This window comes from Streptomyces sp. NPDC091376 (genome assembly GCF_044757085.1).
Lineage (GTDB): Bacteria > Actinomycetota > Actinomycetes > Streptomycetales > Streptomycetaceae > Streptomyces > Streptomyces pratisoli.
Window position 1 is genome coordinate 105,628 of record NZ_JBIVUF010000008.1, and the last position, 13,550, is coordinate 119,177.

Sequence of the window (13,550 nt, forward strand, 5' to 3'; positions counted from 1 at the left end):
ACGGCTCACCTCCACGGGGCCGCCTTGAGCCAGTGGGGCACGAGATGGTCTCATTGAGGTGTCGATGGCGCTGCGGATTCCGCGGCGCCTTTTTCATGCCAGGACGTCGAGGGGCGAGAAGCAGTGCTGAAGAGGGTGTTCGTGGCTCCGGATCCGGGGCTGCTGCGGCTGCGCAGCGCCACGCGGTCCGTCCTCGGCGTCGGCCTGGCCGTGGTCGTGTGCGCGCTGACGGGCCACGCGCTCACCGCGGTCATCACCGGCGGGCTCGCCGCGCTCCTGGCCCTCTTCACGGTCGTCGACCCCACGGTTCGCGGCCAGGCCGCCACCACCGCGCTGCTGCCCGCGGTGGGCTTCCCCGTGCTGGCCCTCGCGGCCGTGCTGCACGACACCCCGGGGGCGCGCGACGTGGCCTTCGTCGCCGTCGCCGGCGCGGCCGTGTACGCGCGCCGCTGGGGGCCTCGCGGGCACGCACTTGGGGTCTTCGCCTTCATGACGTTCTTCGTGACCCAGTTCCTGCGCACGGTTCCGGCGCAGCTGCCCGAGCTGTACTCCGCCGTCGTGCTCGGCATCCTCGCCTCCTCGGTGGTCCGCTTCGGCGTCTGGTGCTTCGAGCGCCGGCTGCCCCCGTCCCCGGTTCCTTCGCTGCCCGCCGGCTCGGGACTCGCCCGGACGACGACCCGCCAGGCGATCCAGGTGACCGCCGCCGGTGCCTTCGCCCTCGCCGCCGGCCAGCTGCTCTCGCACGAGCGCTGGTACTGGGCCGTCGGCGCGGCCTGGTGGATCTTCGTCAACACCAACGCGCGCGGCGAGACCCTCGTCCGCGGCTTCCGCCGGGTCCTCGGCACGATGACGGGCATCGCCGCCGGGCTGCTCGTCGCCCTGCCCGTGCAGGGCGCGACGGGCCCGACCGCCGCCCTCGTCATGCTGTGCGTCTTCGCGATCTTCTTCACCGCCCCCGTCTCGTACAGCTGGATGATGTTCGCCGTGACGCTGATGGTCTCGCTGCTGTACGGGCTGCTCGGCGCGCTGGGACCGGCTCTGCTCGCCCTGCGCCTCGCGGAGACCGCCGTCGGCGCCGTCGGCGCGGCGCTGGCGGTGACGCTCGTGCTGCCCGTCACGACGCACGCGGCGACCAACGCCTGGATCCGGCTGGCCGTGCGCTCGGTGCACGAGTGCACCACGGTGGCGATGCGCAGGCTGGCCGGGGACGAGGACGCCGACCCGGCACCGCACGCCGCCGAACTGGAGCCGCTTCTCGCGCGGGTACGGATGTCCCTCGCGCCCCTCGTGCACCCGCTGAGCCCGCTGCGCGCCCGCAAGGCACGTGCCCGTCAGGTGCTGGTCCTGCTGGACGACTGCGCCCGTGAGGTACGGGGGCTGGCGGCCGTCGCCGCGGACCCGTACGCCTCGCACGACGCACGGCTCGCCGCCGCCTGCTGGCGGGTCGAGGCTGCCGTGCACGCCCTGGAGCCCGGCACCGGGCCCGCCCACGCGCCGGCCGACGGTGATGCCGCGGCCGCCGCCCACCACCATCCGGGGGTCGAGGCCGCGCTGGCGCATCTGCACGGACTGGAGAGGGCGCTCGCGGGCCTCGCGACTCCGTTGCGCACCTCTCCGCGCGCCCCGCTCGCGACCGTCTGACTCCTTCCGCTTCCGCGGCTCCCGGGGACGACCCGCAGGCTCCCGGGGGAGGTCCCGTCGGCTCCCCGAGCAGCCGCGGCGGCCGTCGCGAGGCACCGTGCGTTCGCTGCCGGCGCTGCTCCCAACTGGGCACGTGCATCTGGCACTTACAGGGTGGATCAGTCCGCGATCGGGGTAGGTCGGGCGGCATCAATCGTCGCCTTCACCACCCGGGGTGCGCACCATGCGGAAGTTCCGTCGTAGAGCCGCCGTCCGCAAGTCCAGTTCGTCACGTCCCGAGTCCACAGGCGCGCCGCGCAGCCGGGCGGAGCAGCCCGCCGCGCCCGGGCAGTGCCCGGCCGGGCACTCGGACGCCGTCGGGCACCCCGCACCCCACGGCGGACCTGCAGACCCGGCACGACTGCGCCGGGAGGCCGAGGAGTTCCTGCGGCTCTACCACCGCGAGGAGCGCGGAGACGGCGACCCCGCCGCCCGGATAGCGGCCGTGCACGCCGAGATCGACGCGACCGGGACGTACCGGCACACCGCCGACGAACTCGCCCATGGGGCGCGCGTCGCCTGGCGCAACAGCAACCGCTGCATCGGCCGCCTCTACTGGCGCTCGCTGCGGGTCCGTGACCGGCGTGACGTCCGCGACGCCGACACCATCGCCGTCGAGGCCGCCGCCCATCTGCGCGAGGCGACCAACGGCGGCCGGATCCGACCGGTGATCACCGTCTTCGCGCCCGACGCCCCCGGCCGCCCCGGACCGCGCATCTGGAACGAACAGCTCGTGCGGTACGCGGGCTACGCCGAAAGCGACGGCCGGTGCACCGGCGATCCGCGCAACGCCGGGCTCACAACCTACGCCATGGGCCTGGGCTGGCCCGGCGGACCCGGTACGCCGTTCGACGTACTTCCGTTGGTGATCCAGGGCAGTGACGACAAGCCCCGCTGGTTCGCACTGCCCGACGGCGCCGTCCTCGAGGTCCCGCTGCGCCACCCCGACGACGACTGGCACGCCTGCCTCGGTCTGCGCTGGCACGCCGTACCCGCCATCGCCAACATGTGCCTGGAGATCGGGGGGATCTGCTACCCGGCCGCCCCGTTCAACGGCTGGTACATGGGCACCGAGATCGGCGCCCGCAACCTCGCCGACACGGACCGCTACGACCTGCTGCCGGTCGTCGCCGAACGCCTGGGCCTGGACGCGACCAATGACCGCACCCTCTGGAAGGACCGCGCGCTCGTCGAACTCAACCGGGCCGTCCTGCACTCCTTCGACCGCGCCGGGGTGACCATCGCCGACCACCACACCGAGGCACGCCGGTTCCTCGCCCACCTGGAGCAGGAGGAGGGCCGGGGGCGCCGGGTGGGCGCCGACTGGTCCTGGATCGTGCCGCCGCTGTCCGGCGCCGCCACACCCGTGTTCCACCGCACCTACGACACGATCGAGTTGCGGCCGACGTTCGTGCACCACACGGAGGCACTCGCCCGCGCCCGGGGGGAGGAGCCCGCGCAGAGCCCCGGGTTGGTCTAGACCGCCTGCTACCGTCGGCCGGGCAGGGCACACGAGCGGCCGGCGGTGGCGCCGGACCGCGGAACAGGAGGGGCGCAGTGGGCGACAGGAGCTCCGCACGGGCGTTCGTCGGATCGTTCACCTCGGCGGGCGGTCCCGGGATCGTCACGGCCGACGTGGACGCGGCGACGGGGGCCCTCACCTGGACCGGGGCGACAGACGCCGTGCCGGACCCGTCGTATCTGACCGTCGGCACGGGGGAGGACGGACCGGTCCTCTACGCGGTCTCCGAGACGGCGGACGGCGCCGTCGCCGCCTTCGACATCAGCGGTGAGCAGCCCCGACTCATGGGCGCGCCGGTCCCGGTGAGCGGATCGGGACCCACCCATCTCTCCCTGGCCTCCGGCCATCTGCTGACGGCCAACTACGGCTCCGGCAGCATCAGCGCGCTCCCGGTCGGACCCGGTGGCGAGCCGCGCTCCGCGTCCGGCGTCCTGCGGCACGAGGGCCGGGGTCCGGACCCGGAGCGTCAAAGCGAGCCCCACGCCCACCAGGTGCTTGCGGACCCCACCGGGCGCTGGGTCGTCAGTGTCGACCTGGGCACCGACTCCGTACGGGTGTACGCCCTCGATCCGGCCACCGGGGTGCCGGCACCGCACACGGAGACCGCGGTCGGCCCCGGCACGGGGCCGCGGCACCTCGCCTTCCACCCGGCGGGAGGCCATGCGTATGTGCTGGGGGAGCTGCGGCCGGTGCTCACCGTCTGCCGGTGGGACGCCACGGCGGGGCGGCTCGAACCGCTCGCCGAGGTACCCGTGCTGCCGGACGACGGACACGACGGGCCCAGCTACGCCTCGGCGGTCGTCACGGCCCACGACGGACGCTTCCTGTGGGCCGCCAACCGGGGCCATGACTCCCTCGCGGTCTTCCGGCTCGACGGCGGCGGCGAGAAGGCCGAACTCGTGACCACCGTGCCGTGCGGCGGGCACTGGCCGCGCGATCTCGCCCTCGACCCCACGGGGACGCGGCTCTACGTGGCCAACGAGCGATCCGGGGACGTCACCTGGTTCGACGTCGACACGGAGACCGGGGTGCCGCGCCGCGCGGGCTCGCTAGCGGTCCGCGCGGCGTCCTGCGTCGTGTTCGCCTGACGATCGGACAGAGCAATCGGGAGGCCCGCGCCGAATCGGCGCGGGCCCTCCCGAACGTGCGTGACGACCGGGCGGCGTCAGTGGGACTGCGCGCTCTGCGGCAGCGTGGTGATGCCCAGCGCGGTCGTGTACTGGGACAGCACCAGCTTGCCGATCGCCGGGTACGCGCCCAGCGGCTCGGCCGCGGCGCAGCCGGCCTCCGCGGCGGCGGCCTCCAGCAGACCCTCCGGCAGCTCAGGGCCGACCAGGTACGGAGCGAGCGCGAGCTGGCCCGAGCCGGAAGCGCGCAGCTCGTCGGCCGTCGCGGCGATCGCGCCGTCCTGGTCCAGGGCCGCGGCCATGACCGGCACGGCGAGCCGCGCGGCCAGCAGCATTCCGGTGATACCGGCGGCCTGGACGGCCTCCTCGCCGCCCACCGTCGCCAGGACGATGCCGTCGGCGGCCGTGGCGACCGTGAACAGCCGGGCGCGGTCGGCGCGCGCCAGGCCTGCCTCGGACAGCCGCACGTGCAGGGCCTCGGCGAGCAGGGGGTGCGGGCCGAGCACGTCGGTCAGCTCCGCGGTCGTCCGGCTGTCCATGACCGCCTGGCGGATCCGCCGGGTCAGGGCGCTGTCCGGGCCGGCCAGCAGCGGCACGACGACGGACGCCGGACCCTCGGGCTCGGCGACCTCACGGCCCGCGGCCTTGGCCAGCTCGTACCGCTCGGACCGCAGCGCGGCCGCCTGCACCAGCACGCTCCCCAGCGTGGGGTACTCGGCGTCGTCGCCGTCGAGATAACCGATCGCGGCCTCGAGGCCGGGCAGCTCGGAACGGGCAATGCTGACGACTTCCTCGGCCAGACTGCGTATCGCGGAGGAAGGCGTGCCGGGCACCGCGAGGACGAGGGTCGGCGCGCCCTCGGGAGCCGCCACGGGTTCCGGACGGCGGTGCCGACCGGACTGGCGGGGTCGCGGCATTCGTACGGGCAGGCCGGATGCGGGCCCAGTGGGGGAGCTCATGGCGCCGCATGCTACTGGTTTTGTCGTCGTGGCTGTTCGGGGAGGGTGCGACGAAGTTCCCTCTGTCCGCTTTTATCCGATGAGTTCGTTAACAGCCGCCTGTCCCGGTCTGATCCGCGGCTTCGGTGGTGACAGTGAGCAGCCGCGGATCGTGCGGCAGGCTCAGCGTGCCGGTGGCGAGCGCGGCGGCCACGGTCAGTGAACCGGCGAGCGGATCGCCCGCCGCGGACACCGGCCGGGCGTACGGCAGTTGTCTGGCGAGAGCGTCCCGCAAGGGTACGAGGAGCGGGTCGCCCATCTTCAACAGGCCCCCGGTCAGGGCGATTTGGCAGTCGCCGGCCGAAGGTGGCGGGCAGACCGCGGCGGCGGACGCCGCGATGTGGTCCGCCGCCGTGACGAGGATGCCCTCGGCGACCGGATCGTCCGCCGCGCAGCCGGCGACCTCGGGGGCGAACGAGGCCAGGACGGCCGGCCGGTCGGAGCGCGGGTAGAGCAGCCCCGGCAGTTCGTCCGCCGGGCCGAACACCGCCTCCAGCCGGGCGAGCAGCGCCGCGGAGCCGCCCGTGCGCCCGTCGTGGGCGCGCATCGCCGCCTCCAGGCCGGCACGGCCGATCCACGCGCCTCCGCCGCAGTCGCCGAGGAGGTGCCCCCAGCCGTCCGCGCGGCGCCAGCTGTTCAGGTCCGTGCCCAGCGCGATCATGCCCGTACCGGCCGCGACGACGGCGCCCGGGTGCTGGCCGAGCGCCCCGGCGTAGGCGGTGACCGCATCGGCGGCGAGCGCCGTCCTGCGCACGCCGAGGGACTCCTCGAGCGCCCCGGGCAGCACGGCCCGCAGCCCGTCCCCGAGGGTCGCCATCCCGGCGGCCCCGATCGCGACGGCGGCGGGTGCGGGACCGGGCGCCCGCTCCAGCAGTTCTCGCGCCATCGGCATCAGCTGCTCCAGCAGATGGGCGGCGTCGATGCCGTCGGGCCCGGTGCGGACCGGCTCGCGGGAAGAGGTCGTCACGGCGGACGACGGGTCGGCGGCCGGGGCGAGGGCGACCCGCAGCCCGGAGCCGCCCGAGTCGATCCCCAGCACCCGTCCGCCCGGTTCGTCCGGTCGGCCCGGTCCTCCCGAGGCCTCGGCGGGCGTCACGGACGAACGCCTGCGTGACGTCATGGACCGGCTCCAGGAGGAAGGGGAGTGGCGTACGGGCAAGTCGACGGCAGGAGCCTAGCGCCCCGGCCGTCCGGGAGCCTCCGTGTGGGCCGGTAGGGTGACGGACTGTGGCAGCACGACCGTTGAGTGAACTGGTGGAGCCCGGCTGGGCCGAGGCGCTGCGTCCCGTGGCCGGGCGCATCGCGGCGATGGGGGACTTCCTGCGCGAGGAGATCGCGGCGGGCCGTACCTATCTGCCCGCGGGGCAGAACGTCCTGCGGGCTTTTCAGCAACCCTTCGACGAGGTGCGGGTGCTGATCGTCGGTCAGGATCCCTATCCGACTCCGGGGATGGCCGTCGGGCACAGCTTCGCGGTCGCACCGGAGGTTCGTCAGCTGCCCGGCAGTCTGGAGAACATCTTCCGGGAGCTGCACACGGACCTCGGGCTGCCCCGGCCCTCCAACGGTGATCTGACCCCATGGACCCGCCAGGGGGTGCTGCTGCTGAACAGGGCGCTGACCACGGCGCCGCGCAAGCCGGGGGCGCATCGTGGCAAGGGCTGGGAAGAGGTCACGGAGCAGGCCATCCGGGCACTGGCGACCCGTGGCAAGCCGCTCGTGTCGGTGCTCTGGGGGCGTGACGCGCGCAATCTGCGGCCGTACCTCGGCGACCTGCCCGCGGTCGAGTCCGCGCATCCCTCACCGATGTCGGCGGACCGCGGCTTCTTCGGCTCCCGGCCGTTCAGCCGCACGAACGACCTGCTGGTTCACCAGGGTGCCCAGCCGGTGGACTGGCGACTGCCCTAGGACATGTCTGACACATGGTGCCGTCCCCCCGCAGGCGGGGTGCCTCATTCGTCGGACACGGCCTGGCTGTCAGCCGATCGTCGCCGCCCGGACGCAGAGCACGTCCGGCAGGTGGGAGGCGAGCTGCTGCCAGCTGTCCCCGTCGTCCGCGCTCGCGTACAACTCCCCGTTCCGGTTGCCGAAGTAGACCCCGGCGGGGTCGGCGTCGTCGGTGCACATCGCGTCGCGCAGCACCGTGCCGTAGTGGTCGCCCTCGGGAAGGCCGTACGCCAGGGGCTCCCAGGTCCTGCCCGCGTCGCTCGTCCGGTAGACCCGGCAGCGGCGGCCGGCCGGGACGCGGTCCGCGTCGGCGTTGATGGGGAAGACATAGGCCACGTCGGCGCGGTGCGGATGCGCGGCGACGGCGAAGCCGAAGTCGGACGGAAGGCCCTCCCCGATGTCCGTCCACTCGGCGCCCGCGTCATCGCTCCGGTACACGCCCCAGTGGTTCTGGAGGTAGAGCCGGTCCGGATCGCCCGCATCCTGTGCGATCTTGTGGACGCACTGGCCGAACTCGGGGTGCGGATCGGGCAGGAACACCGCCGACACACCCTGGTTGGACGGATTCCAGCCGGCGCCGCCGTCGAGGCTGCGGAACACGCCGGCCGTGGAGACGGCGACGGTCACGGCGTTCGCGTCGCGGCGGTCCGTGACCACCGTGTGCACGGCCTCACCGCCGCCGCCCGGTACCCACCTGGACCGTGTGGGGTGCTCCCAGAGCGGCCGGACCAGCTCGAACGTCTCTCCGGCGTCCTCGGAGCGGAACAAGGCGGCCGGCTCCGTACCCGCGTACACGACGTCCGGGGCGGCGGGGCCCGCGGGATGGAGCTGCCAGACCCGCTCCAGGGAGGCGCTTGTGTCCTTGGGGAACTTCACGGCGGGCTGTGCCGGTTCGGTCCAGGTCGCGCCCAGGTCGTCGGAGTGGAACACCGAGGGACCCCAGTGCGCGCTGTCGCCGCCGGCGAGCAGCCGCGGTGTGCCACGGCGCGTGTCGATCCCGATCGAATACACCGCCTGCGCGTTGAAGTGGGGGCCGTCGAACTCCCAGCGGCCGCCGCGCCTGCGGCCCATGAAGAGCCCTTTGCGTGTGCCCACTGCCAGCAGCACCTCGGTCATCACCGACACCTCCAGGACGCCGTTGTCGCGGATACGGGCCAGTCTGCACCCGTCCACCGACAGTGGCGCCCGGAGCGTCCCTTCCCGCAGGTCGGCGCGGCCTGCCGCGAACCCGCCGGGCGGGCAGAGCCCGCCCGGGGAGGGCGTCAGACGGAGCGGTGGTACTGGTCGGGCACCCGCACCTCGCCGCCGAGTTCGCGGACTGCCCGGCGGGCCCACGAAGGGTTGCGCAGCAGCTCGCGGCCGAGGAGCACGGCGTCGGCCTCTCCGTTGGAGAGGACCTTCTCGGCCTGTGCCGGTTCGGTGATCAGTCCCACGGCCGCCACCGGCAGCCCGGTCTCCGCCTTGACCCGGGCGGCGAACGGTACCTGGTAGCCGGGTCCGACGGGGATGCGCGCCCGCACGGCGTTGCCGCCGGAGGAGACGTCGAGGAGGTCCACGCCGTGCTCCTTCAGCAGGGCGGCGAAGCGCACGGTGTCGTCGGCGGTCCAGCCGTTCTCCTCGAGCCAGTCGGTGGCCGAGATCCGGAAGAAGAGCGGCAGTTCCTCCGGCCACACCGCCCGTACGGCGTCGACGACTTCGAGGGCGAACCGGGTGCGGTTCTCGAACGAGCCGCCGTACTCGTCGGCGCGGTGGTTGCTGTGCGGGGAGAGGAACTCACCGATCAGGTAGCCGTGCGCGCCGTGCACCTCGACAACCTTGAAGCCGGCGTCCAGGGCACGCCGCGCCGCGTCGGCGAACATGCCTGTGATCTCGGCGATCTGAAGGGTGGTCAGCTCGTCGGGCACGGGATGTCCCTCGTCGAACGCGACGGGGCTGGGCGCGAGAGGCTGCCAGCCGTGCGCGTCGGGACCCACCGGTCCGCCGCCCTTCCAGGGCCGGTCGGTCGAGGCCTTGCGTCCGGCGTGGCCGATCTGGATGCCGGGGACGGTTCCCTGGGACGTGAGGAAGCGGGTGATCCGGCGGAACGCCTCGACCTGGGTGTCGTTCCAGATGCCGAGGTCGTGCGTACTGATCCGGCCCTCGGGGGCGACCGCGGTGGCCTCGACGAGGATCAGGCCGGTGCCACCGGCCGCGCGGGCTGCGTAGTGCGTGAAGTGCCAGTCGTTCGCGACACCGGCGTTCGGCCCGAAGACCTCGGCGCTGTACTGGCACATCGGAGCCATCCAGACGCGGTTGGGAATGGTCAGCGACCGAAGGGTGTACGGCTCGAACAGTGCGCTCACGGGGGACTCCATTCACGGCGGGGCCGAAGGCGATGCTCGTACGATACTCATCGTAGTACGGCGCTTGTCAAACTACGAAGCCTCTCGTACAAAGCCCCGCCGCGGTCGGTGCGTGACGCCGCGGTCGGTGCGTGACGCCGCGTCGGTGTGTGACGCCGCGTCGGTGTGTGACGCCGCGGTCAGTCCGTGGCGCCGGCGCAGTCCGCCGTCGGGTCGTACTCCAGGTCGGCGCCGTCGAGCTTGGCGGTCAGTGCCGTCAGTCGCTGCTGCAGGTCGCCGATCTCGTCCAGTGACAGCCCGGTGGCCGTGGCGATCCTGTGGGGGACGAGGACGGCCTGCTCCCGGAGTGCCGTGCCCTTCTCCGTCGCGCACACGGTGACCGAGCGCTCGTCCTCGGAGCTGCGCCGGCGCTCGACGCAGCCGAGTGCCTCCAGCCGCTTGAGCAGCGGCGAGAGTGTGCCGGAATCCAGCCGGAGGCGGCTGCCGATCGTCTTCACGGGCAGCTCGCCGTGCTCCCAGAGCACCAGCATCACCAGGTACTGGGGGTAGGTGAGCCCCAGGTCCTTCAGGATCGCCCGGTAGACGCCGTTGAAGGCGCGCGAGGCCGCGTGCAGCGAAAAGCAGATCTGATGGTCGAGGCGGAGGATCTCCGCGTCCCGCATGGCGTCCGGTGTCGTCTTCATCGCTCCAGGGTACCTATCTCTCAGGCAACTGAGTTGTGCACAACTAAGTTGTGTGCTGTAGTTGTGCATGTCCGGCCGCCCGACGGGGTCCGGCCCAACGACCAAGGGATGGTTTCCATGAACGCGCTGTACACCGCCGTAGCGACCGCCAACGGCCGCGAGGGTCGCGCCGTCAGCTCCGACGGCCGCCTGGACCTGCCGCTCGCCGCCCCCGCCGCCCTCGGTGGCAGCGGCGAGGGCACCAACCCGGAGCAGCTCTTCGCGGCGGGCTACGCGGCGTGCTTCGCGAGCGCCCTCGGCCTCGTCGGCCGCCAGGCGAAGGTGGACACCGGCGAGATCTCCGTGACCGCCGAGGTCGGCATCGGCAAGGACGAGGACGGCGGCTTCTCCCTGGCGGTGGTGCTCCGTGTCGAGCTGCCGGCCGCGCTCGAGGGGGAGACCGGCGAGCTGCTCGTCAAGCAGGCCCACCAGGTCTGCCCCTACTCCAAGGCGACCCGTGGCAACATCCCGGTCGAGCTGATCGTCGAGTAGTCGGCGGTTCCGGGGCGAGACAGGCCGTGGTGCCCGCTGCCGGGCGCCACGGCCACGCGTCTTCCCGTACCGGGAGCCACGGCCGACTCTCCCGCGCCGCACATCGCCTCGCCCTGCGCGCCGGGGCCGTGGGCCGTCGTACGGCATGTGTCAAACTACGATGACTCTCGTACGATGGAAGCCCCGGATGAACCCGGACGAAGTGGAGCCTCCGTGACCGCCGCGACCAGCGCCCGTGAACTCGCCCATCCCGCGTGCGACGAGATCCGGCTGGAGGGTGTACTGCACGCGCTCTCGGACCCGGTGCGCCTGCGCGTGGTGCGTGATCTCGCGACGGCCGAGGACGAGCTGTCCTGTTCGTACTTCGATCTGCCCGTCACCAAGTCGACGTCCACGCACCACTTCCGGGTCCTGCGCGAGAGCGGTGTGATCCAGCAGGTCTACCGGGGCACGGCGAAGATGAACGGGCTGCGCCGCAAGGACCTGGACGCCCTGTTCCCCGGACTCCTCGACAGCGTTCTCACAGCCGCTGCCGCCGAGGAGTCCCGCCTCGGTACCGCCTGATCCGGCCGGACCGCCGCCGGCCGGACCTCCCGGGCGCGCCGCCCGGCGGCACGGGCTATGCGGCGGGAACCCGTGGTGCGTCGTCGGCGCCCGCCGCCCGCAGCAGTCCCGCCCAGTCGTGGATCTTCACCGAGCGACGCCCCAGCGAGCGCCCCAGCGCCGCTTCGGCCTCCTCGATCGACAGCCACCCCGGCCACTGAACCGGCCGGAGCCTCGACTCCCGCAGCACGGCGAGGGGTTCGCCGATGACCGGGCGCGCCGACAGCGCGGCGGCGTCCGCCAGGAGCGAGGTCACGGTCTCCTTGGCGCAGGGCCTGTTGGTCCCGATGACCCCTGTGGGACCGCGCTTGATCCAGCCCGCGACGTACTCCCCGGGCGACGGCGAGCCCTCCCGCAGCACCCTTCCGGCCTCGTGCGGCACCGTGCCCCGGTCGGCGTCGAACGGCAGCCCCTCCAGGGGCACTCCGCGATAGCCGACCGCCCGCAGCACCAGCTGCGCCTCGATCTCCTCGTACGACCCGGTGCCGCGCACGCCTCCCGAGCCGTCGGGCGCGGTCCGCTCGAAGCGCACTGCCGCCACCCTGCCGTCCTCGGCGAGCAGTTCCACCGGGCGCAGGAAGAACCGCAGCCGGATGCCGCGCGCCCGCGCCCGTGAGGCGTCCTCACCGGCGGCGGCCCAGCCGCGTACGACCTCGACGTTGCGCCGGTGCACCGCGGGCAGTCCCGACGGGTCCGCGTAGCCGGGGTCCAGGACGAGGTCGGACGGTTCGACCTCGATCCCGGCGTCCGGCAGGGAGCCCAGCTCGCGCAGCTCCTTCGTGGTGAACTTCGCCTGGGACGGGCCGCGCCGGCCCACCATGTGCACCTCGCGCACCCGGCTCCGGGCGAGGGCGCCGAGCACGTCGTCCGGCACGTCGGTCGGACGCAGCTCCGCCGCGCCGCGGGCGAGGATCCGGGTGACGTCGACGGCGACATTGCCGACCCCGATGACCACCGCCGACCGGGCGCCGACCACGAAGCCACCGGCCCTGGCGTCCGGGTGGGCGCTGTACCAGGAGACGAAGTCGGTGGCCGAGAAGCTGCCGGGAAGATCCTCTCCCGGCAGCCCGAGCCTGCGGTCCTTCGCCGCCCCCACGCAGTAGACGACCGCGTGGTACAGCTCCAGGAGCCGTGCCGGAGCGATGCCGCGCACGCCGATCTCGACGTTGCCGATGAAGCCGATCCGCTCGTCCTCCAGAACCGCCCGAAGGTTGTTCTGCAAGGACTTGATCTTCTCGTGGTCGGGCGCGACCCCGTACCGCACCAGCCCGTAGGGGGCGGGGAGGCGGTCCAGGACGTCCACATGGACGTCCGGCACGAGGGACTGCTGGACAAGGGCCTGAGCGGTGTACACCCCGCTCGGGCCTGAACCGACGACGGCGACTCGAAGCACGGCTGCGCTCCTTCCCGCAGGGTGCTTCCAGCATTGCACCAGGAGGCCCGCCCGGGGAGTCTCACATCGTGCGCATACGGTGGATCTCCGCCGTCTGCTGCGCGATCACATCATTTGCCATTTCCTCCACCTGGACGTTGTTCCCGTCGGAGAGCGCGGTGGTCGCCATCGTCACCGCCCCCTGGTGGTGAGTGATCATCAGCTTGAGGAACAGCTCGTCGAAGGCTTTGCCCTTCGCGGCGCGCAACTGCGCCAGCTGCTCCTCGGTGGCCATGCCGGGCATCGCGCCGTGGTCGTGCGCGCCATGACCGTCCGTCCGCTCGTCCTTGCCGTGGGTCTTGAGCCATCCGCGCATGGCGCCGATCTCCGGTTCCTGGGCGGCGCTGATCCGCGCGGCGAGCCGTTTCACCGGTTCGCCCCCGGCCCGGTCCGCTACGAGTGCGGTCATCTCCAGGGCCTGGCTGTGGTGGGTGATCATCATCTGCGCGTACTCGACGTCCGCGGAGTTGGGGCTTCCGTCGGGGAGCGCCTTCGCGGCCTCCTCGGGCGAGAGCGTCCTCGCGGGCTCGCCCGGCTTTCCGGGTGCCACCACGCCGGGGCCCCGTTCCTGCCGGGCCTCGTCCCTGCCGTCGGACCCCGACTCGCAGGCGCCCAGGGCGAGTACGGCCGCCACGACCGCCACGAAGACTTTCATTACGTCCCTGTTGCCATCTGTTGATATGGGCAT

Annotated in this window: 13 protein-coding genes; 6 read left to right on the forward strand and 7 right to left on the reverse strand. The window is 73.0% G+C overall.

Features of this window, described 5'->3' with window-relative positions:
• The first annotated feature begins 123 nt into the window (after positions 1-123).
• The 3 genes from ACIQMR_RS19025 to ACIQMR_RS19035 all read left to right on the forward strand — a co-directional run bounded on the left by ACIQMR_RS19025 (position 124) and on the right by ACIQMR_RS19035 (position 4,290).
• The gene (locus ACIQMR_RS19025) at positions 124-1,641 is read left to right on the forward strand and encodes an FUSC family protein (RefSeq protein WP_401388189.1); all 1,518 of its coding nucleotides are present in this window, start codon (positions 124-126) and stop codon (positions 1,639-1,641) included.
• A 223-nt stretch (positions 1,642-1,864) separates the two neighbouring features.
• Positions 1,865-3,160: a nitric oxide synthase oxygenase gene (locus tag ACIQMR_RS19030; RefSeq protein ID WP_401388191.1), complete on the forward strand. Its 1,296-nt coding sequence runs from the start codon at positions 1,865-1,867 to the stop codon at positions 3,158-3,160.
• Positions 3,161-3,237: 77 nt separating this feature from the next.
• Positions 3,238-4,290: a lactonase family protein gene (locus ACIQMR_RS19035; RefSeq protein WP_401388194.1), complete on the forward strand. Its 1,053-nt coding sequence runs from the start codon at positions 3,238-3,240 to the stop codon at positions 4,288-4,290.
• Positions 4,291-4,367: 77 nt separating this feature from the next.
• On the opposite strand, the gene ACIQMR_RS19040 is transcribed toward ACIQMR_RS19035, so the two are convergent.
• Positions 4,368-5,288, reverse strand: a complete 921-nt coding sequence (locus ACIQMR_RS19040; RefSeq protein ID WP_401388197.1) for a sirohydrochlorin chelatase — start codon at positions 5,286-5,288, stop codon at positions 4,368-4,370.
• A gap of 88 nt (positions 5,289-5,376) precedes the next feature.
• A complete protein-coding gene (locus tag ACIQMR_RS19045; protein ID WP_401388200.1) occupies positions 5,377-6,447 on the reverse strand; it encodes an N-acetylglucosamine kinase in 1,071 nt (356 codons plus the stop codon).
• A gap of 107 nt (positions 6,448-6,554) precedes the next feature.
• Between ACIQMR_RS19045 and ACIQMR_RS19050 the strand changes: the two genes are divergently transcribed.
• Positions 6,555-7,232 (forward strand): uracil-DNA glycosylase, encoded by a 678-nt coding sequence (locus ACIQMR_RS19050; RefSeq protein WP_401388203.1) that lies wholly within the window; start codon positions 6,555-6,557, stop codon positions 7,230-7,232.
• A gap of 69 nt (positions 7,233-7,301) precedes the next feature.
• Here ACIQMR_RS19050 and ACIQMR_RS19055 read toward each other — a convergent pair whose 3' ends face one another.
• The 3 genes from ACIQMR_RS19055 to ACIQMR_RS19065 form a co-directional block, all read right to left on the reverse strand.
• Entirely contained in the window at positions 7,302-8,387 is a 1,086-nt protein-coding gene (locus tag ACIQMR_RS19055; protein ID WP_401388871.1) for a WD40/YVTN/BNR-like repeat-containing protein, read from the reverse strand.
• A gap of 146 nt (positions 8,388-8,533) precedes the next feature.
• Complete coding sequence (locus ACIQMR_RS19060; RefSeq protein WP_401388206.1) at positions 8,534-9,613, reverse strand: NADH:flavin oxidoreductase/NADH oxidase; 1,080 nt, start codon at positions 9,611-9,613, stop codon at positions 8,534-8,536.
• Positions 9,614-9,792: 179 nt separating this feature from the next.
• Positions 9,793-10,296, reverse strand: a complete 504-nt coding sequence (locus tag ACIQMR_RS19065; protein WP_401388209.1) for a MarR family winged helix-turn-helix transcriptional regulator — start codon at positions 10,294-10,296, stop codon at positions 9,793-9,795.
• Positions 10,297-10,413: 117 nt separating this feature from the next.
• Here ACIQMR_RS19065 and ACIQMR_RS19070 point away from each other — a divergent pair, with 117 nt between their 5' ends.
• The gene (locus ACIQMR_RS19070) at positions 10,414-10,827 is read left to right on the forward strand and encodes an Ohr family peroxiredoxin (RefSeq protein WP_340368980.1); all 414 of its coding nucleotides are present in this window, start codon (positions 10,414-10,416) and stop codon (positions 10,825-10,827) included.
• A gap of 174 nt (positions 10,828-11,001) precedes the next feature.
• Positions 11,002-11,391: an ArsR/SmtB family transcription factor gene (locus ACIQMR_RS19075; protein ID WP_401388213.1), complete on the forward strand. Its 390-nt coding sequence runs from the start codon at positions 11,002-11,004 to the stop codon at positions 11,389-11,391.
• Positions 11,392-11,446: 55 nt separating this feature from the next.
• Here the strand turns inward: ACIQMR_RS19075 and ACIQMR_RS19080 are convergent, their stop codons facing one another.
• On the reverse strand, positions 11,447-12,823 hold the full coding sequence (locus tag ACIQMR_RS19080) for an FAD-dependent oxidoreductase (protein ID WP_401388216.1): 1,377 nt from the start codon (positions 12,821-12,823) through the stop codon (positions 11,447-11,449).
• Between the two features lie 61 nt (positions 12,824-12,884).
• Complete coding sequence (locus ACIQMR_RS19085; RefSeq protein ID WP_401388219.1) at positions 12,885-13,517, reverse strand: DUF305 domain-containing protein; 633 nt, start codon at positions 13,515-13,517, stop codon at positions 12,885-12,887.
• Between the last annotated feature and the right edge of the window lie 33 nt (positions 13,518-13,550).